This is a genomic window from Vreelandella sp. 162(4c) (genome assembly GCF_058152265.1).
In genome coordinates this window covers 2,471,180-2,491,225 of record NZ_CM176981.1, presented here as the reverse complement: position 1 = coordinate 2,491,225, position 20,046 = coordinate 2,471,180, and the positions used below count along the sequence as shown (strand labels likewise).

Sequence of the window (20,046 nt, the reverse complement as noted above, 5' to 3'; positions counted from 1 at the left end):
GAAAGTGGGCCAATTACAAGCTTATTTTACCTTGGGAGCCAGTTCGCCGCGCTCATAGCGCAGGAACATCTCTTCCAAGCTGATCGGCTTAATCTTACTGGCATTGCCGGCTGTACCAAAGGCTTCGTAGCGGGCGATACATAGATCGCGCATCGCGGTAACGGTCTCTTTCAAGAACTTACGTGGGTCGAATTCTGACGGGTTCTCAGCCAGAAAGCGACGCACGGCACCGGTAGACGCCAAGCGTAGGTCGGTGTCGATGTTGACCTTACGCACGCCGTGCTTAATGCCCTCAACGATCTCTTCGACTGGCACGCCGTACGTTTCGGGGATCTCACCGCCGTGCTGGTTAATCACTTCCAGCCACTCCTGGGGAACAGAAGAAGAGCCGTGCATGACCAGATGGGTGTCCGGAATTCGCGCGTGGATCTCTTTAATACGCTGGATAGAGAGCGTGTCACCGGTAGGCGGCTTAGTGAACTTGTAAGCGCCGTGGCTGGTGCCAATGGCAATCGCCAGTGCGTCCACATGGGTCGCTTTCACAAACTCTGCGGCTTCTTCTGGGTCGGTAAGCAGTTGCTCCATATCCAGCTTGCCTTCCGCGCCAATACCGTCTTCTTCACCGGCCATGCCGGTTTCCAGGCTGCCCAGGCAGCCCAACTCGCCTTCGACGGAAACGCCACAGGCGTGAGCCATTTCCACCGCGCGGCGGGTAACATTGACGTTATAGTCGTAGTCGGTGGGCGTTTTACCATCTTCACCCAGCGAGCCATCCATCATCACCGAGGAGAAGCCGAGCTGAATAGAACGCTGGCAGACCGCAGGGCTGGTGCCGTGATCCTGGTGCATGACCACAGGGATATGCGGAAACTCTTCGACGGCCGCCAAAATCAGATGGCGCAGGAAGGGCGCACCCGCGTACTTGCGTGCACCGGCAGATGCTTGCACGATGACCGGCGAATCGGTGGCATCAGCGGCTTCCATAATGGCGCGCATCTGCTCAAGGTTGTTGACGTTGAACGCCGGAATGCCGTAACCATATTCGGCGGCGTGGTCGAGCATCTGGCGCATGCTGATCAAAGCCATGAAGTTACCTTATCTATGTTGTAAAGACTGGGTTGTCAAAATTGGGTTTAAAGACTGAGCTACCAGTTTGAACGATGGTGAGTGTTTAGATTCAAGTCGTGTAATGTTAACCGCGTTTGGCGGCGGCTTCGAGTGCAGCAACGGCAGGCAACTGCTTGCCTTCGACATACTCAAGAAAGGCGCCGCCACCGGTTGAAATGTACGAAACGCGATCCGCAATAGCATATTTATCAATGGCCGCTAAGGTATCGCCGCCACCGGCAATAGAGAAACCTGCGCTATCAGCGATAGCCTGGGCGATTACCTGGGTACCTTTACCGAATTGATCGATTTCAAAGACGCCGACAGGCCCATTCCATAAAATAGTGCCAGCATCCTTAAGCATGCTGGCCAAATGTGCAGCGGTGTCTGGGCCAATATCCAGAATCATCTCGTTATCAGCCACCTGGTCGACCGGCTTGACAACGGCCTTGGCCGACTCAGAAAACTCGGTGGCAACGACAACATCGGTAGGAAGTGGAATCGAGACCTTCTCCATCAGTGCTTTGGCTTGGCCCACCAAATCAGCCTCATGGAGTGATTTACCGACATTGTACCCCGCGGCGGCAATAAAGGTGTTGGCGATGCCGCCGCCGACAATCAGTTGATCACATTTATCAGCCAGCGCGGTGAGGACATCCAGCTTGGTAGAGACCTTCGAGCCGCCGACGATGGCTGCCATGGGCCGAGCCGGGTGTGCCAGCGCTTTCTCAAGTGCATCGAGTTCCTGGGCAAGCAAAGGGCCAGCGCAGGCGCTAGGGGCAAAACGCGCCACGCCATGGGTAGAGGCTTGGGCACGGTGGGCGGTGCCAAAAGCGTCCATCACAAAGATATCGCACAGCGCGGCGTACTGTTTCGCCAACTGCTCATCATCTTTTTTCTCGCCGCTGTTAAAGCGCACGTTCTCTAGCAGTACGACGTCGCCATTGGCGAGATCCAGCGTTTCGCCGACCGTTTCACCGAGATAGGCTTTGATCAGCGGCACTGGGCGGCCTAACAGTTCACCCAAGTGCTCAGCCACCGGCGCGAGGGAAAACTCCTCAGCGGGTTCACCTTCGGTGGGGCGCCCTAAATGGCTCATCAACATCACCTTCGCCCCAGCCTTTGCGGCGGCTTGAATGGTCGGCAGTGCGGCGCGCAGGCGGGCATCGCTGGAGACGCGGCCATGTTTGATGGGCACATTCAAATCTTCACGAATCAGCACGCGTTGTCCTTCCAGGGGAAGGTCAGTCATCTTTTTTACATTCATGGAAGCGGTTTCCTCGTGTTTAGGCCGTGGAACTCAATATAAACAGTTAATGCAAATAGGTTACGTTTCTGTCGAAAGTCTGGCCAGTCGCTGGCTAATATCGAGCATACGGTTAGCGAACCCCCACTCATTGTCGAACCAGCACAGCAGTTTGATAAGGCGCTTGCCAGCCACTCGGGTTTGGGTAGCGTCCAGGATGCCTGAGCGAGGGTCGTGATTAAAATCAACCGACGCCATAGGCGCTTCAGTATAGCCAAGCACGCCCTTTAAGCGCTGCTGACTGGCGGCCAGCAGCAGGTTATTTACATCGTCGCGGTGAGTGTCGCGGCTGACGGTGAGTGCCACGTCCATGGCAGAGACATTGATAGTGGGAACACGTACGTGCAGGCACTCAAAGCGGTTCGCAAGATTGGGCATCAAGCGGCTAATACCCAGCGCCAAGCCGGTATCCACCGGCACAATGGAGTGCATTGCCGAGCGGGTCAGACGCAGGTCGGTCTGGTGGTAGGCATCGATCACCGGCTGGTCATTCATCGCCGAATGAATCGTCGTGGTGACACCGTGCTCAAGGCCGAGAGCTTCATCCAGAACGGTCAACAGCGGCACCAGGCAGTTGGTGGTGCACGAAGCGGCAGAGAGTATGCGCTGGGAAGGCGCCAGCTCGCCTTCATTAATGCCCCACACAATGGTGGCATCGACATCATTTTCCGCTGGCTGGGAAAACAGCAGCCGCTTAGCGCCTGCCGCTAAGTGCAGCTCAGCGGTGGCACGATCTTTAAAGCTCCCGGAGCACTCCAGCACCAGATCCACATCAAGCGCCTTCCAGGGTAACTTGTGTGGATCTTGTTCGCAGAGTACCTGGATGCGCTGGCCGTTGACGATAAGGTACTGACCGTCGTTATCGACGTCACCGGGAAAGCGGCCATGGGTGGTGTCGTAACGGGTTAGATAGGTGATGGTCGCGAGATCAGAGAGTTCATTAATGGCGACCACTTCAAGTTCGGGGTGTCGCCGCTCGACGAGCGCCCGCAACACGCATTGGCCAATGCGTCCGTAACCGTTAATGGCGATGCGATACCTGGGAGCAGAATTAGCCATGCAGAAGGGTGGCTCTTAAAAGTGAATCAACAATAATCGAAATAGGCTAGAACTCGTTGTGATGATAACGTATTTCAGCGGACGATTCTTATTAACTGCCGGTGCCTATCAGCTGCCCATGCTTATTAATCGCCAGGCGAGTGGCAGCAGTACTGCGGTGAAAATACCGGTAAGGCTCATGCCCAGTGATGCAAAAGCCCCAGCGGTGGGGCTGATCTCAAATGCTCTTACCGTGCCAATGGCATGGCCGTTAAGCCCCAGGGCGAAACCGATCAAGCGCTCATCGTCAATATGCAGCCAACGCGCAGCGAGGCTGACACAGGGAATCGTGATCACCCCGGTGACCAGCAGCGCACCCAACAGCAGGGCTACCGTACCACCAAGCTGTTCCGTAATGCCGATAGCGATAGGCGCGGTTACCGATTTAGCGGCAATGGAAGCGAGTATGGTGTCCGAGCTGCCCAGTAACCAAGCAATTGCCAGTGAATAGCAAGCTGCCAGCGTTGCGGCGATGGGTAAACAAATCGCCAGCGGTCGCCATAATTCAACAATCCGCGGCAACTGTTGATAAAGCGGCATACCCAGCGCCACCGTGGCTGGCCCCAATAGCACCGTTAGCCATGTGGCCCCCTGCTGATAGGTAGCGTAAGGCAGCCCTATCAGCGCTAACGCTCCCGCCAGTAGCAGCGCCGCGATCAAAATAGCGGGAAGCCAAGAAGGGCGCTTTAAACGCTGGAACAGAGCACTACCAAGCAAATAAGCGGCGAGCGTTAACCCCACCGCAAATAGCGGGGTGGTGGTTAATAGAGTGAGCAGCGGTGTATCAGCGGACATGCGGCTGCCCGATTAGTCGCTTGAGCAGCCACAGCGTGGTTATCACGCTGAGTAACGTACCCAACACCAAGGCAATAAGAATGGCACTCCACTGCCCGGCCAGTTCACCGATGATGAAAAACACACCCACAACGCCAGGCATAATCAGCATGGCGAGTAGCGCAATGAGTGGTTGGGCGGCAGCGGCAATGCTAGTAGGGACTCGGCCTCGAACGGCGAGCGTAGCGCAGAGCAGCAACATGCCGATCACGCCTGACGAGATCGGCAAAGCGGTGAAATGGATTACCACTTCACCGATAAGCCAGTAGCTAATCAGCCATAGAAAGCCACTGAGTGCTGGCATGGCTTAGCCGAGTAGTTCGTTGGCTTGCTTGACCACATTGTCGACGGTAAAGCCGAAGTGCTTGAACAGATCCCCCGCTGGTGCGGATTCACCGTAGGTGGTCATGCCGATCACGCGGCCGTCAAGACCCACATACTTGTACCAGTAGTCGGCATGGGCGGCTTCGATGGCGATACGCTTGGTCACCGCCTTGGGCAACACGCTCTCACGGTACTCGGCGTCCTGGCCGTTAAAGCGATAGGCCGAGGGCATGGAGACCACGCGTACCGCTTTGCCCTGCTGCTCGAGCTCGGCGGCGGCGTCCATGGCCAGGCCGACTTCAGAACCAGTGGCAATCAGTATCAACTCGGGCGTTCCTTCGCTGTCCTTAAGAACGTACGCACCGTTCTGAATGGCTGCCAACTGAGCTTTAGTGCGCTGCTGGTGGGGCAGGTTCTGGCGTGACAGCACCAGCGCCGTGGGGCCAGAGTGACGCTTGATGGCCGCATCCCAGGCGGCGGCGGTTTCGACCGCATCACAGGGACGCCAGGTATTGAGGTTCGGCGTGGTACGCAGGCTGGTGAGCTGCTCAATGGGCTGGTGAGTCGGGCCATCTTCACCCAGGCCGATGGAGTCGTGGGTAAACACGTAAATCACCTGCTGGCCCATCAGCGACGCCATGCGAATCGAGTTACGCATGTACTCCATAAAGATCAGGAAGGTCGCGCCGTAAGGTACCAGGCCGCCGTGTAGGGCGATGCCGTTCATGACCGCCCCCATGCCAAACTCACGGACACCGTAGTGCAGGTAGTTACCGCTGGCGTCTTCCGGGGTGATCGCTTGGGCGCCTTTCCAGAAGGTCAGGTTAGACGGCGCCAGGTCGGCACTGCCACCCAACAGTTCCGGCATTTGCGGGCCGATCACATTGAGTGCTTCAAACGAGGCTTTGCGTGAGGCAATGGTCTCGCCACGCTCTTGGGCCTGCTCAATTAAGGCTTCAGTGGGCAGTTCCGCGGGCAGCTGGCGCTTCATCCGGCGGGTGAACTCCCGCGCTTCCGTGGGGAAGGCTTCTGCATAGCGGGCGAAACGCGCGTCCCACGCCTGTTGAGCTGCTTTGCCAGCTTCACGAGCATCCCAAGCGGAGTAGATCGGCTCGGGAATATGGAACGGGGCATGGGGCCAGTCGAGCTGGGTACGCGCCAGAGCCACTTCGTCATCGCCTAAGGGCGCACCGTGGGCGTCCTCTTTGCCCTGCTTGTTGGGCGCACCAAAGCCGATAATGGTTTTGCAGATAATCAGGCTCGGCTTATCGTCGTGGCTCTTGGCCAGCTCAATAGCGGCTTTCACTTCTTCAGGCTTGTGACCATCTACATTGGGCACCACGTGCCAGCCGTAAGCTTCAAAACGCTTGGCGGTATCGTCGGTAAACCAGCCTTCCACTTCACCATCGATAGAGATGCCGTTATCGTCGTATACAGTGATCAGCTTACCCAGCTGCTGAGTACCGGCCAGGGAGGCCGCTTCGTGGGAGATCCCTTCCATTAAGCAGCCGTCACCTACAAAGCACCATGTGTGGTGGTCAACGATGGTGTGGCCGGGGCGGTTAAACTGCGCCGCCAGAGTTTTTTCCGCGATGGCAAAGCCCACGGCATTGGCAAAACCCTGACCCAGTGGGCCAGTGGTGGTTTCAATGCCGGGCGCGTAGCCGAATTCCGGGTGGCCCGCGGTGGGCGAATGCAGCTGGCGGAAATTCTGCAGCTGTTCCAGGCTTAGCTCGTAGCCGCTGAGGTGGAGCAGCGAGTAAAGCAGCATGGAGCCGTGGCCATTGGAGAGCACAAAGCGGTCACGATCGGCCCACTTGGGGTCTTCGGGATTGTGCTTGAGGTAGTCATTCCATAGCACCTCGGCGATATCAGCCATACCCATGGGGGCGCCCGGGTGGCCGGATTTGGCCTTCTGAACGGCATCCATGGACAGGGCGCGAATGGCATTGGCTAGCTCAAAACGGGACGGCATGGGGGTGCTCCTCGCCTGAAAACAGAAATTATAAAGGCGCTATTGTCGCTGACTTCCCATGTTGCGGCAAATGTAGCGGCAAATTCTGGGGATCACGTTCTGGGAAGCATCGCCGACAGCGTGTAGACTCTGCCTCCCGACGCGGTAGAAAAGTAATGCTATCGCTTCACTAATACGGGCAGGGGACACCTGCCATGATTTCCTGCTGATGCTGTGGATTAAATACAGCCGTCATACAGAGGGTAGAGTGCGCGATGAGCGAATATTCCCTGTTTACCTCCGAGTCCGTCTCCGAAGGTCATCCCGATAAGATTGCCGATCAGATCTCTGACGCAGTGCTAGATGCCATTATCGCCCGCGATAAACAGGCCCGCGTTGCCTGTGAAACCATGGTGAAAACCGGGGTGGCGATCATTGCCGGTGAAATTACCACCTCCGCCTGGGTCGATTTAGAAACCCTCGTGCGTGATGTGATTATCAGCATTGGCTATAACTCGTCCGACGTGGGCTTTGACGGCGCGACCTGCGGCGTGGTTAACCTGATTGGCAAGCAGAGTGTCGAGATTGCCCAAGGCGTTGACCGCAGCAAACCGGAAGATCAGGGCGCTGGCGACCAGGGCTTGATGTTTGGCTACGCGACTAACGAAACCGACTCTTTTATGCCGGCACCGATCCACTACTCTCACCGGCTGGTCGAACGTCAGGCCGAACTGCGTAAAAATGGCCTGTTGCCGTGGCTGCGCCCGGATGCCAAGAGTCAGGTAACCTTCCGCTATAACGCCGAAGGCCAGCCCTGCGGTGTCGATGCCATCGTTCTCTCTACCCAGCACGACCCAGATATTGATCAGGAAGACCTGCGCAAAATGATCAAGCGCGAGGTCATCGAGCAGGTGATCCCCGCTGAGTGGTTGGATGACAGCACCCAGTACCATATCAACCCGACCGGCAAATTCGTGATTGGTGGCCCGGTAGGTGATTGTGGGCTGACTGGACGTAAAATTATCGTCGACACCTACGGCGGCATGGCACGCCACGGTGGTGGCGCGTTCTCGGGCAAAGACCCCTCTAAAGTGGATCGCAGCGCCGCCTATGCGGGCCGCTATGTGGCCAAGAACGTAGTAGCCTCAGGCCTGGCTGACAAGTGTGAGATTCAGGTCTCCTACGCGATTGGCGTTGCCGAGCCGACCTCGGTCTCCATCGACACTTTCGGCACCGGTAAAATTGACGATGCCAAGATCGTTGCACTGGTTCGCGAGCACTTTGACCTGCGCCCCTACGCGATCACCAAAATGCTTGATCTGCTGCACCCGATGTATCAGCTCACCGCCGCTTACGGCCACTTTGGCCGGGCACCGTTCGAGCACAGCTACACCTGGAACGACGATAAAGGCCAAGCGCATACCGAAACCTTTACCGCCTTCCCGTGGGAAAAGATTGATAAGGCTGAAGCACTGCGTAAGGCCGCCGGTTTGTAAGAGATTCGCTACACCGTTTGTAAGAAATGGATTAAATCGCCCCTTTGGCTTCGGCCGAGGGGCTTTTTTTATGTCCGTTGCGCTAGGCTAAGCCTAAAAGCTGATGTGTTACCGCGGGGGTAAGCAATGTTGTTGAGTGTACGAATTTGGCTATTGGGTAGCCTGATCTGGCTTGTCACTTTTTCCGCACAGGCTGCCCAATGCCCTGATTGGCCGGAGGAGCGCCTAAGCCGCGAAAGCAAGGCGCTGGCTGAGCAGGTTCACCGCTGGGACACTGCCTACCATGACGAGGGCGCCGCGCTGATCGATGATGCCCTTTACGACCAAGCGGTTGAGCGCCTAGCCACTTGGCAGCGTTGCCTGGGCACTGTACCGGATCATCGCCCGCTTACACGCGTTACACGTAGCAGCGGCACTCTTGAGCATCCGGCTGCGCAGCGTGGGCTTGATAAAGCCGATGACGATGGCGTCAGACGTTTTACCAGCCGCCGCGAAGACCTGTGGATCCAGCCCAAAGTGGACGGCGTGGCGATTACGTTGCGCTATGAAAATGGCGAACTGGTCGAAGCCGTTAGCCGTGGCGATGGCGAGCGGGGCCAGGATTGGACGGCCCGTGCCCGGCAACTCCCTGCCATTCCCAATACGCTACCCGAGCCTATTTCTGCAGTACTCCAAGGCGAGCTGTATTGGCGGTTAAGCCAACACGTGCAGTCGCGTTCACCCGCATCGGGTGCACGGGGTGCCGTGGCGGGAGCAATGGCACAAGCCTCCCCCACAGCGGCCACCCTTGAGCGTATTGGCCTGTTTGTCTGGGGCTGGCCCGATGGCCCTACCGCAATGCAGGAACGTTTAGCACGGCTAAGTGAACTGGGCTTTGATAGCGCTGACTACACTCATCCGCTGGATGACCGCCATGATGCCGGTTATTGGCGCGATAGTTGGTTTAACGGGCCGTTGCCGTTTGCTACCGACGGGGTGGTGATTAAGCAAGCCGAGCGACCCGGTGTACGCCGCTGGTCATCATCACCGCCTGAATGGGCCATTGCCTGGAAATATCCCGCCCAGCAGGCGCTAGCGGAAGTGCGCGGCATTGAGTTTCGCGTTGGGCGCACTGGGCGTGTGACGCCGCTGGTGTGGCTTAATCCGGTGCTGCTGGAGGGGCGGCGTATTAGCCGCGTCTCGTTAGGCTCACTGGAGCGCTGGGAGTCACTGGATGTCCGTCCCGGTGACCAAGTGGCGATTTCGCTAGCGGGATTAACGATTCCCCAGTTAACCGAGGTGGTGTGGCACACCCAGGAGCGCTCGCCGCTGTCACCGCCTTCACCCCAGCGCTTTAACCTGCTGAGCTGCTTTGAATTAACGCCCGGCTGCGATGATCAATTGCTGGCGCGGCTTAGCTACCTTGGCGAGCAGCTTGGTATGCAGGGTATCGGTGAAGGTACTTGGCAAGCGCTAATGGATGCGGGCGTAGTCACGCATTTACTGGACTGGCTGGATGTCGAACCGCGCCAGCTGCAACAGGCCTACGGCATTGGTGAGGCGACCGCTGAAACGTTACTGGAACAGTTTCAAGTCGCCAAGGGCAAGTCGTTTTCGGCCTGGTTAAGCGCGCTGGGGGCGCCGCCAGGTAGCGAGTCGGTTCGCGGGGATTGGGATGAGCTAGCGGGCTACCAGCGCGAACAGTGGCAAGCCGTTCCCGGCGTTGGCCCGGTTCGCGCTGACGCGCTGGTAGCATTTTTTAGCCACCCCGAGATACAGCACATGGCTCGACAGCTTAACGAAGCAGGTGTGGCTGGTTTTTAGCCTAGTCCTGTGAGACGCAGCATCAAACCCAGATAAAGCGGAATCAGCAGCGGCGCGAGCAGTGTCGTCACCAGCACCGCTAATGCGCCTTTTTGCGGTTGAATGCCCAGCTCCATGGCCACCACCACTACGTTGGAAGCCATGGGTACTACGCCTATCAACAGCAGCGCCATGGCCAGTTCCGTGGAAAGAGGCGCCGCCCACTGTAGTATTAAAGCGGCCCCCAACATAACGAGCGGCCAGAGCAGGTAGCGAAGACCCAGGCAGGTGGCTACAAAGCGTGAATCCCAGGCGGCAAGCGTTACTTGGCTAAGCGTCATGCCAATAATCATCATGCCCAGCAGCGTGTAGGTGGCGGGGAAGACTTGCAGCGAACTCATTACTGCAGCGGGTATGGTTATTTCAAGGGCGCTAAGCAGTAACGCGAATAGGAACGCATAGATAAGCGGTAAGCGAGAAATTTTGATCAGACTCTCACGTACGGAAAAACGTCCGCGTGCGCTAAGGTAAAAGCCCACGGTGAATTCGTAAATATTAATCCCCAGCATACAGAACAGGTAAAGAGTAACGCCTTCAGGGGGGAGCAAAATCAGCGCAATCGGTAGGCCGAAATAGCCGGTATTACCCGTTCCTGAGGAGAACGCCAGCAGAGCAGCCTCCTGTTCACCAAAACGGTGGCGAGTAATACGCTGTACCACCAGTGCCATCAGGCTTGCCAGAATGAACAGTGCTAATGTGAGTAAGAGGTAGTCAGGTGTTGGGCCGCCGTTCATCAGCGCGCGAAAAATCGTAAAAGGCGCTATCAGGTAAACCAGCAGCGTCGCAATCGGGCGAGGATCTAGCTTGAGTCGTTGGGCGGCGAGCCAGCCTAGCCCCACGTAGCTGAGTAGCATGAGTAGCGGCCCAACGAGCGCCCCAGGTGCAAGATCCATTTATCCTCCCGTCGTATGTGGTGGCTCGCTAACATGAGCCGAATTAAAGGCCAAGCGTGGAATCTTTCATTAGCCCCAGCGCGCTGGAACAGCGAGAATACCTCAAAATATCATCATGTTTGATCACTAATAAGGAAACCCCATGAGCAGCCATGAGCATCCGCTAGGTATCAGCTTTGAATTCTTTCCGCCCAGTACCGATGCTGGGCGCGACAAGCTGATTCACGTTCGCGATGAACTGGCCGCCCGAAAACCACGTTTTTTCTCGGTGACTTACGGTGCTGGTGGGTCTACCCAGGCGCGTACCCGTGAGGTGGTGCGTGCGGTCGGTGAAAGTGGCATTAATACCGCTCCGCATCTCTCCTGCATAGGCAGTGAAAAAGCGCAGTTGCGTGATCTGCTGGCGCAGTACCGTGAGGAAGGGGTCGAGAGCCTCGTCGCGTTGCGTGGTGATATGCCCTCAGGTATGGGAAGCATTGGTGAGCTACGTTATGCCAACGAACTGGTTGAGTTTATTCGCACGGAGACGGGCGCCCATTTCGACATCGCAGTGGCTGCTTATCCTGAATCTCATCCACAGGCGCCTAATCTTGATAAGGATGTGGAAAACTTTGCGCGTAAAATGAAGGCGGGCGCCAATATGGCCATCACCCAGTACTTCTTCACCGCTGACGCCTATTTCAACTTCGTTGATAAAGCCCGTGCGCTGGGCGTCGAGCAGCCGATTATTCCCGGTATCATGCCGATTACCAACTACACCAAGCTGGCGCGTTTCTCTGACGCCTGCGGTGCCGAGATCCCGCGCTGGATTCGCAAGCAGTTGGAGTCCTATGGCGACGACAGTGAAGCGATTGCCGCCTTTGGCACCGATGTGGTGAGCCGTCTTTGCCAGCGATTGCTAGAGGGCGGAGCGCCAGGCCTGCACTTCTACACGCTTAACCAGGCGGCGCCGGTGCTGAGAATCGTCGATAACCTGGCTGGTTAACCAAGCCGCTTTATTTGCTTACCTTGTGCCCATTAAAAACCCTGCTCAACCATTGTTGAGCAGGGTTTTTTTACGCTTAGCGTTTAGCGGCTTAAACCAATCAGCCAGCTTGCGCCGTTTTGCTACCACCGCCGTTCACCTTACGCTGCATCATGAATAGCACGATACCAATCGCAAGGCCGGCAATGTCGGTATAGATACCGCCGTAGATTAAAAACAGCGCGCCTACCAGCATGACGACACGCTGCACTAGGTTAACGGGGCCAAAGAACCATTTCTGTACCATGCCTGAAAGCAGCACAATGCCCAGCGTTGCAGTTAACCCAACGCGCAGGATCTGCATCGGTGAGCCTTCCATCAGCATGGCCGGGCTGTAGAAGAACATAAACGGCACAATGAACGCGGCCAAGCCAATCTTGAACGAGGCCACCGAGGTGCCCATGGGGTTGTCGCCGGAGATACCGGCCGCGGCATAGGAGGCCAAGGCAACAGGGGGGGTAATCGCGGAGACGACCGCAAAATAGAACACAAAGAAGTGAGCAATCAGCGGCTCAATGCCGATATTGATCAAGCCGGGAGCGACCACGGAAGCGGCCACCGCATAGGCAGCAGTAGTAGGCATACCCATGCCGAGTAGAATACTGATCAGCATGGCGAACACTAGTGCCAGCAGTTGGCTCACGCCCGCTAAGCCAAGTAGCAGTGACGAGAAACGCGCGCCCACACCGGTCAGCGAGATAACCCCGACGATTAAGCCCGCGCAGGCGCACACGGCGATAATCTGAATCGACATAGTGCCCGCTATTTGCAGCGCTTTAAGAATCGCCCGAAATCCCATTTTATTGGGTGATAGCCAGCTAACCACCGCGGCTGACGCGGTTGCCAAGGTGCCCGCGCGGATCACCGAGTAGCCCATAAACAGGGCGACAATCAGGATAATAATCGGCGCGAACAGATAGACCTGTTTTACCAGCTTCGAGAACAGCGGAATCTCATCTTTGCGCATGCCACGCATGCCTTTACGGGCGGCTTCAAAGTCGACCATAAAATAGATAGAGGCAAAATACAGAATCGCCGGAATAACAGCGGCAAGGGCGATTTCGGTATAGGGAATACCGGTCACTTCGGCCATGATGAACGCGCCCGCGCCCATAATCGGCGGCATGATTTGCCCACCGGTTGAGGCGGCTGCCTCAATCGCGCCTGCGCTACGTGATGGGTAGCCGACTTTCTTCATCAGGGGAATGGTCAATGAGCCGGTGGAAACCACGTTACCTGCCGAAGTACCGTTAATCATACCCATCAAGCCAGAGGCAAAAATGGCCACCTTGGCAGGGCCACCACGGGCACGGCCAGCGGCGGCAAAGGCAAAGTTAACGAAGTAGTCGCCTACTTTAGAGGCCTGTAGGAAGGCAGCAAAAATAATGAACAGAATAATATAGGTCGACGACACGGCGGTGGTGGGGCCGAGAATGCCTGCGTCGGTATACACCTGGCTAAAGAAGCGCTGTAGTGACAGCCCCGGATAGCCTAAAAAGCCTGGCAGATAGGGCCCGGCGAAAACGTAGGTCAGGAAAACCGCAGAAATAACCACCAGGGCCAGGCCTGCGACCCGGCGGGTGAGCTCCAGAATCAGTAGTGAGCCCGCAATCGCCGCCCAGGAAATGCCTGACGGTGCGAAAGAGGTACCCGTCGACATGCGGATATTGGTGTTATAAGCCACTAACAAATAACCAGCGCTGGCCAGCGCGCAGACCATCAGTACCAAGTCTGCAGGATTGAAGCGATGACGTGCCTGACGATAAAACCATGACAACACAACAGCCGCCGCTGTCGTCGCCATTAACGGGTAGCCGTAGTGCCAGTTTTCAATGCTCGGGTCGATGCGCATGGCGCCGCCGCTGAGCGTTTGATACATCAACAGAACTTGCGCCAGAGTATAGGCGGCAGGAATCAGTAACGCGTAGCTAAGCCATTTGATCCAGGCACCTGACGCCTGGTGATCGTCGTCGGCAAAACGGGCACCAGAAAAGAGCCCGTAACCGAGAATAAGCGCACCGGCAATATGCACGATACGAAACGACCAGGTTTCCATCGGATACACGTTGAGTGAAATCAGATGGAAACTTGAGTAAGCGATCGCTAATGCCGCAAACAGTAGGAACTGCCAGCCCGTAAACAGGCGGCGATTGGGTTCAACAACGTCTTCATCGACACCATCGGCAATGGACTCTGGTATCACTGACGCCGCGTGGGCATCATCCTTGAGATCATTGGGGTCTTGGTCGGTTTTGTGACTCATTAGAGTTCACCCTCACAGCAAAAGCAGACAAAGGGGTAGCAGCAGCGAAAGCTGCCCCGCCCGGCTGGGCCGGAAACGGGGCAGTCAGAACGGTAAACGTTGCTTAGTTGATCATGTCATCAGCAATTTCATAGCCGTTCTCTTCGTACCAGCGTGCAGCGCCGGGGTGAAACGGCAGCACGGTGTTGTGCTTGATGTTTTCTGGAATGGTGGTTTCAGCGCTGCGGTGCACAGAGCGCATGCGGTCGTTGTTTTCCATGGTCGCCTTGGTGACTTCATAAACGAAATCTTCCGGCAGGTCGCAGCCTGCGATAGCGAAGTTCCACATGGAGACAGCGCGGGCATCTTCTTCCAGCGTCGTATAGGTGTTGGCCGGAATCATGAATTCAGCTACGGGGAAGTTTTCCAGCACCGTGGCCAGCTCTTCCTCGTTAAACTCAATAATGTTGACGTCAGTTTGTACTTCTAACTGGCTAACGGCGGGAATCGGAATGCCGGCAGCGAAGGCGACCACGTCAAGCAGGCCATCCTGCAATTGACCGCCCAAGTCTGACCAACCGCCGTTGCGACGCTCAAAGTTAACGCCCAGGGTTTCTAGAATCGCTGGGAAGTAGGTGTCAGAGGTTGAGGCAGCCGGGCCAAAACCGATGCGCGCGCCATCAGGAATATCGGAAATTGACTCAATACCGCTGTCAGAAAGCGCGGTAATGGAGAACGGCGTTTCGTACATGGGGAACATGGCGCATACATTGTCCATCTTCATTCCAGGCGCTAGCGGACTTTCACCTTTAACGGCATCAGAAGCAGGGCCCATGGTGGTTAAGCCAAATGCCATATCGCCTGTGTGCACCAGGGCCAGGTTTTGAGTCGGGCCACCGGTGACTTCACCACCGCCAGATACACCCAGCTCATCAGCGATAAAGTTGGCCCAGCCTGAACCGTAGACGAAGTAAGTGCCGCCTTGGCTAGCGGTGCCCACGGTAAAGTTGTCGGGCCAATCAGAGCGGTCTGCTTGCGCTTGGGCACTGCTGGCAGCGGCTACAAGCAGAGCGCTGCTGGCGAGAAGAGTGAACGTTTTAGGCATATGTTTGCGCATGGCGAAAATTCCTAGCTGTTATTGGGGTTATATACTGACAGCGTCGATAAATGCGGCCAGTCGATACTGCGTTAAGCAGGGTATCCAAAGTATTTAACAGCGATAGTTGTGCCATTTAAGGGTTATGATTTTTAAATCAGATGCTTATGATTTTTTTATTCAACTTTGGTGGAAAGCACTTTTTGTCATAGTGTCCGATTGTTCGCACGACAATGGTTATTTAGTGTGCGGATAACCGCACACTAAATGGTGTTGCCTGTACGCTATCGGCTTGTGGGGCGTTAAGGAAAGAATGAACACGCCATCCTTGGCGGGGAGGGAGTTAACGCGAGGATTTACCTGGATCCAAAATACGTACGGGTTGCACATCCTGCTGCTTCTGATCGTCACGTACCTGGTTGACCCGGGTGGTCATTTCGGTAAGCGCATCCTCTTCGATGGGCAGTTGCTCGAAGAAATCGCAACTGACGCATTCTCGGTAGCGAATACCGTTTTGCTCCCAGGCACGGATCCGATCCATCGCTGCGCAGCGCGGGCAAGTAACACCGGCGATAAAGCGTTTCACACTAGACATCATTAGACTCCAAGAGCGCGCTCTCTAAGTGGAGGGCGCGCATAGGTTTTGCAGATTTAAGCAGCGCGAATGCCGCTATGGCGCAGTAGCGGTTCGACGCTCGGCTCTCGGCCTCGAAAGGCGACAAAAAGGTCGGCTGCATCGCGGGCGCCGCCCTGCTCCAGGATTTCGCGACGAAAGCGCTGGCCTGTTTCAGGATCGAAAATGCCGGTCTCTTCAAAGGCGCTCCAGGCGTCCGCCGAGAGCACTTCAGCCCACTTGTAGCTGTAGTAACCAGCCGCATAGCCACCGGCAAACACGTGGCCAAAACTATTTTGGAAGCGGTTGAACGGCACTTTTGGCAGCACCGACACTGCTTCACGCACCTCATCTAACAAGGCTTGCACGTCGCTGGCGCTGGGAGCACTTAATTCATGGTGCAGACGTAGATCGAATAGCGAGAACTCGATTTGGCGCATCATACCCATGGCTGACTGGAAATTCTTGGCTGCCTGCAGGCGCTCAAGCAGCTCTGCTGGCAGCGGTTCACCACTATCCACGTGTTTGGCGAGTAGATCTAAGCCTTCACGCTCCCAGCAGTAGTTTTCCATAAACTGGCTGGGCAGCTCGACGGCATCCCAAGCGACGCCGTTAATGCCGGAAATATCGGCGATCTGCTGCTGGGTCAGCATATGGTGGAGGCCATGGCCAAACTCATGGAACAGCGTGGTGACTTCGTCGTGGGTGAGCAGTGCCGGGCGGCCGTTTACCGGGGCAGTAAAGTTGCAGGTCAGGAAGGCGACGGGCAGTTGCAGACCCTGCTCGGTTTGACGACGCACCCGGCAGTCGGCCATCCAGGCACCGCCACGCTTACCTTCGCGGGCGTAGAGATCCAGATAGAAACCGGCAATGGGTTGGCCGTTTTCGGTGAGGCGGAAATAGCGCACGTCATCATGATAGCGGGGTGCTTGGGTATCTTCTTCAAAGCGCACGCCGTAAAGGCGTTCAACCACCTGAAACAAGCCATCGATTACCTGGGGTGCTGGAAAATAGGGGCGTAATTGCTCCTGGGAGATCGAGTGGCGCGCTTCGCGTAGTTTTTCGCTGGCATAGGCAACATCCCACGGTTCCAGCGTCTCTAGGCCGAGTTCTTCTCGGGCATAAGCACTGAGTTCTGCAAACTCCTCCTTCGCCTGAGGCAACGCACGGCGGGCTAAGTCGTTGAGAAAATCGAGCACCTGCTCGGGAGATTCCGCCATTTTGGTGGTGAGAGAGTAATCGGCATAGGTGGCAAAGCCGAGCAATTGGGCCATTTCATTGCGCAGTGCCAGGATCTCTTCCATGATCGCCGCGTTATCGAATTTGCCCGCATCTGGGCCTTCATCAGACGCACGGGTAACAAAAGCGGTATAGACCTCCCGGCGCAGCTCGCGGTTATCGGCATAGCTAACCACCGGGAAGAAGCTGGGGAAATCCAGGGTAATACGGTAGCCCGCAACGCCTTTCGCCTCGGCGGTGGCTTTTAAGGTGTCGAGAGCACTTTCCGGCACCCCCGCTAACGTCTCTTGGCTATCGATGTCCTTGTGCCATGCCTGGGTAGCATCCAGCACGTTATTGGAGAACTGATTTGACAGCAGTGAGAGCCGCGACTGAATCTCGCCGTAGCGGGCTTTCTGGTCAGCAGGAAGATCAACACCGGCAAGGCGGAAATCGCGTAGGGCGTTCTCCACGGTGCGCCGCTGTGCGGCATCCAGGTGCTTCCAGGCCGGGCCATCTTTCAATGCTTGCCAGCCATGAAATAACCCTTCGTGCTGGCCTACCCAGGTGCCGAAGTCGGAGAGCTTCCCAAGGCATGCCTGATACGCTTCGCGCATTTCCGGCGAGTTCATGGTGCCATTGAGGTGCGAAACCGGTGACCACGCCTTGGTGAGCCGATCATTCACCGCTTCAAGGGGCGCTGCAAAAGTGTCCCAGGTAGGCGGGGTAGCGGCTGCCTGCTCGGCGAGGCGATCAATGGCCTCTCGGCTTTCGCTTAGCAGCGTCTCCACGGCAGGCTCCACGTGCTCGGCGCGAATCTCAGCAAAGGGGGGCAGCGCGTGCGTTTCAAGCAGCGGATTGGTGGACATGGGCACCTCGATTGGCATCGTTTTAAAAACCGTTAGTGAGCGCAAAACGCGCAATAATAATGACACAGTGTGGGCGGTGGTGCTGTGTTTCAATGTTAGCCTCAACAACTATGTTTAATGCCAGGGTTTGGCCTGCACGCAAGCGCCTGCTAGTCTTGCCGCCTTTTAATGCCACCAATGGCAGGAGCATGTGATGAGCGAAACGCTGGAGCGCTGGGGGTCGAAGCGGGCCTTTATCTTGGCGGTAACAGGTGCTGCGGTGGGGTTAGGCAACATCTGGCGCTTCCCTTACGTGGCCGGAGAGAACGGCGGTGCGGCGTTTTTACTGATTTATGTGGCGTTTGTGCTGCTGCTGGGTATTCCGGTCATGATGGCGGAGATTCTGATTGGCCGTGCCGGGCGACGCGGGCCAATGCAAGCGTTGAGTGCCTTGGCGGCCGAGGCGGGGGCTTCGCCTCGCTGGCGCTGGTTGGGGCTATTCGGGGCGTTCACCGTGTTCTGCATTTTATCTTTCTACTCGGTGGTGTCCGGCTGGTCGATTGAGTTTTTGGTGGCCTCTGTTAATGGCCATTTCAATGGCGCGAGTGCCGCAGAGATTGGCGCCGGTTTTGAAGCCTTCTTGGCTAACCCTGGGCTGCTGATCTTCAACCACTCGCTATTTCTGTTTATGACCATGACCGTTGTGGCGGCGGGTATTGCCAAGGGGTTAGAGCGGCTCAATAACCTGCTGATGCCGCTGCTGTATCTGTTGTTGCTGCTATTAGCGGGCTATGCCGCGACGACTGATGGCTTTGCCCCCGCCTTGGCGTGGCTGTTTTTACCCTCTTTCGAGGCGATAACCCCGGCGGTGGTGGTTCACGCCATGGGGCACGCGTTCTTTACTTTGGCGGTGGGCGCCTGTGCTTTGATGGCGTATGGCGCTTATATGCCGGAAGAGCAAAGCCTGCCTAAAGCCGCTGTGGCAGTCGCCGTACTCGATATTAGCGTGGCGTTACTGGCGGGGATCGCTATTTTCTCGGTGGTATTTGCTCAAGGCATGGATCCCACTGATGGCCCAGGGTTAATGTTTGTCACCCTGCCCATTGCGTTTTCTGAGCTGCCCTGGGGCTCTGTATGGCTGAGCGTGTTCTTCTTACTGCTGCTACTGGCCACCTGGACATCGGCCATTAACCTCGCGGAGCCGATGGTCGCAACGTTACAGGGTTTGGGGCTGCGTCGCAGTATCTCGACTGCCATTGTGGCGCTCAGCGTCTGGTTGATCGGGCTGTTATCGGCCTTCTCTTTTTCAACCCTGGCGGAATTTCGGCCGCTATTTGGACGCAATGTCTTCGAGCTTGTCAGCAGTATACCGCCGGATGTTTTCCTGCCTTTGGGCGGCCTATTGATAGCCGTTTTTGCGGCTTGGGTAATGCCTCGCGATAGAGTGGTGAGCGCGTTAGGCATTGGTGAAAGTGGCTATCTGGTGTGGCGCAATATCATTCGCTGGGTGTCGATTCCGCTGACCTTTATTGTTCTGCTGGCCGGGTTGCTATAGTGGGGTAACTGAATTCTCTAAGCTATCCAACAACCCTAGGAGCGAGTTATGAGTAGTGCATTAAGGCCCTATCAAGGTATGGAACCCCAATTGGGTGAGCGCGTTTATATTGATCCGGCCAGTGTGGTCATTGGTGATGTGGTGATGGGTGACGACTGCTCTGTCTGGCCGATGACGGTTATCCGTGGCGATATGCACCGTATTCGTATCGGTGCGCGTACCAGCGTGCAGGACGGCAGCGTGCTACATATTACCCACGCCAGTGATTTTAGTCCGGAGGGGTTTCCGCTCACCATTGGCGATGATGTGACCATCGGCCATAAAGCGATACTGCATGGCTGCACCTTGGGAAGTCGGATCCTGGTAGGGATGGGCGCGATTGTAATGGATGGCGCGGTCGTTGAGGACGAGGTCATTATTGCCGCAGGCGCCGTGGTAACGCCGGGTAAGCATTTGGAGAGTGGCTATGTGTATGCCGGTAACCCCGCCAAAGCGATGCGACCACTCAAAGACAAAGAGCGCGCTTTCTTTCCCTATACCGCAGGTAACTACGTTAAATTGAAAGACCGCTTTCTGGCCGAAGTCACCCGCTAGCG

The 20,046-nt window shown here is 56.4% G+C and carries 16 protein-coding genes; 5 read left to right on the top strand and 11 right to left on the bottom strand.

Annotation, left to right across the window (positions count from 1 at the left end; all coding sequences use genetic code 11):
• Positions 1–21: 21 nt before the first annotated feature.
• The 6 genes from fba to tkt all read right to left on the bottom strand — a co-directional run bounded on the left by fba (position 22) and on the right by tkt (position 6,644).
• Positions 22–1,086 carry a class II fructose-bisphosphate aldolase gene (gene fba, locus AC4EYZ_RS11395; RefSeq protein WP_009288694.1) on the bottom strand — a complete coding sequence of 355 codons (1,065 nt, stop codon included), beginning with the start codon at positions 1,084–1,086 and terminating at the stop codon, positions 22–24.
• A gap of 106 nt (positions 1,087–1,192) precedes the next feature.
• Positions 1,193–2,374, bottom strand: coding sequence for a phosphoglycerate kinase (locus AC4EYZ_RS11390; protein ID WP_041159554.1), 1,182 nt, complete (start codon positions 2,372–2,374; stop codon positions 1,193–1,195).
• 60 nt (positions 2,375–2,434) lie between these two features.
• Entirely contained in the window at positions 2,435–3,472 is a 1,038-nt protein-coding gene (locus AC4EYZ_RS11385; protein WP_278371159.1) for a type I glyceraldehyde-3-phosphate dehydrogenase, read from the bottom strand.
• A gap of 108 nt (positions 3,473–3,580) precedes the next feature.
• Positions 3,581–4,306: an LrgB family protein gene (locus tag AC4EYZ_RS11380; protein ID WP_009288691.1), complete on the bottom strand. Its 726-nt coding sequence runs from the start codon at positions 4,304–4,306 to the stop codon at positions 3,581–3,583.
• Complete coding sequence (locus tag AC4EYZ_RS11375; RefSeq protein WP_159175972.1) at positions 4,296–4,649, bottom strand: CidA/LrgA family protein; 354 nt, start codon at positions 4,647–4,649, stop codon at positions 4,296–4,298. Before AC4EYZ_RS11375 ends, AC4EYZ_RS11380 begins: the two co-directional genes overlap by 11 nt.
• Before the next feature lie 3 nt (positions 4,650–4,652).
• On the bottom strand, positions 4,653–6,644 hold the full coding sequence (gene tkt, locus AC4EYZ_RS11370; RefSeq protein WP_476488826.1) for a transketolase: 1,992 nt from the start codon (positions 6,642–6,644) through the stop codon (positions 4,653–4,655).
• Between the two features lie 254 nt (positions 6,645–6,898).
• Here tkt and metK point away from each other — a divergent pair, with 254 nt between their 5' ends.
• On the top strand, positions 6,899–8,119 hold the full coding sequence (gene metK, locus AC4EYZ_RS11365; protein ID WP_027958904.1) for a methionine adenosyltransferase: 1,221 nt from the start codon (positions 6,899–6,901) through the stop codon (positions 8,117–8,119).
• A 132-nt stretch (positions 8,120–8,251) separates the two neighbouring features.
• Positions 8,252–9,922, top strand: coding sequence for an NAD-dependent DNA ligase LigB (ligB, locus tag AC4EYZ_RS11360; protein WP_474192321.1), 1,671 nt, complete (start codon positions 8,252–8,254; stop codon positions 9,920–9,922).
• Here ligB and AC4EYZ_RS11355 read toward each other — a convergent pair.
• On the bottom strand, positions 9,919–10,854 hold the full coding sequence (locus AC4EYZ_RS11355; protein ID WP_159175975.1) for an AEC family transporter: 936 nt from the start codon (positions 10,852–10,854) through the stop codon (positions 9,919–9,921). The genes ligB and AC4EYZ_RS11355 overlap by 4 nt on opposite strands.
• A 142-nt stretch (positions 10,855–10,996) precedes the next feature.
• Between AC4EYZ_RS11355 and metF the strand changes: the two genes are divergently transcribed.
• The gene (gene metF / locus AC4EYZ_RS11350; RefSeq protein WP_474192322.1) at positions 10,997–11,839 is read left to right on the top strand and encodes a methylenetetrahydrofolate reductase [NAD(P)H]; all 843 of its coding nucleotides are present in this window, start codon (positions 10,997–10,999) and stop codon (positions 11,837–11,839) included.
• 100 nt (positions 11,840–11,939) lie between these two features.
• On the opposite strand, the gene AC4EYZ_RS11345 is transcribed toward metF, so the two are convergent.
• The 4 genes from AC4EYZ_RS11345 to prlC form a co-directional block, all read right to left on the bottom strand.
• Complete coding sequence (locus AC4EYZ_RS11345; protein ID WP_027958900.1) at positions 11,940–14,141, bottom strand: TRAP transporter permease; 2,202 nt, start codon at positions 14,139–14,141, stop codon at positions 11,940–11,942.
• 103 nt (positions 14,142–14,244) lie between these two features.
• A complete protein-coding gene (locus AC4EYZ_RS11340; protein ID WP_138801677.1) occupies positions 14,245–15,237 on the bottom strand; it encodes a TAXI family TRAP transporter solute-binding subunit in 993 nt (330 codons plus the stop codon).
• Between the two features lie 322 nt (positions 15,238–15,559).
• Positions 15,560–15,811 (bottom strand): YheV family putative zinc ribbon protein, encoded by a 252-nt coding sequence (locus AC4EYZ_RS11335; RefSeq protein WP_027958898.1) that lies wholly within the window; start codon positions 15,809–15,811, stop codon positions 15,560–15,562.
• Positions 15,812–15,867: 56 nt separating this feature from the next.
• Positions 15,868–17,916 carry an oligopeptidase A gene (gene prlC, locus AC4EYZ_RS11330; protein ID WP_490204266.1) on the bottom strand — a complete coding sequence of 683 codons (2,049 nt, stop codon included), beginning with the start codon at positions 17,914–17,916 and terminating at the stop codon, positions 15,868–15,870.
• A gap of 193 nt (positions 17,917–18,109) precedes the next feature.
• Between prlC and AC4EYZ_RS11325 the strand changes: the two genes are divergently transcribed.
• Both AC4EYZ_RS11325 and AC4EYZ_RS11320 read left to right on the top strand, forming a co-directional pair.
• The gene (locus tag AC4EYZ_RS11325) at positions 18,110–19,450 is read left to right on the top strand and encodes a sodium-dependent transporter (protein ID WP_490204265.1); all 1,341 of its coding nucleotides are present in this window, start codon (positions 18,110–18,112) and stop codon (positions 19,448–19,450) included.
• Positions 19,451–19,498: 48 nt separating this feature from the next.
• A complete protein-coding gene (locus AC4EYZ_RS11320; RefSeq protein ID WP_027958895.1) occupies positions 19,499–20,044 on the top strand; it encodes a gamma carbonic anhydrase family protein in 546 nt (181 codons plus the stop codon).
• Positions 20,045–20,046: the final 2 nt, after the last annotated feature.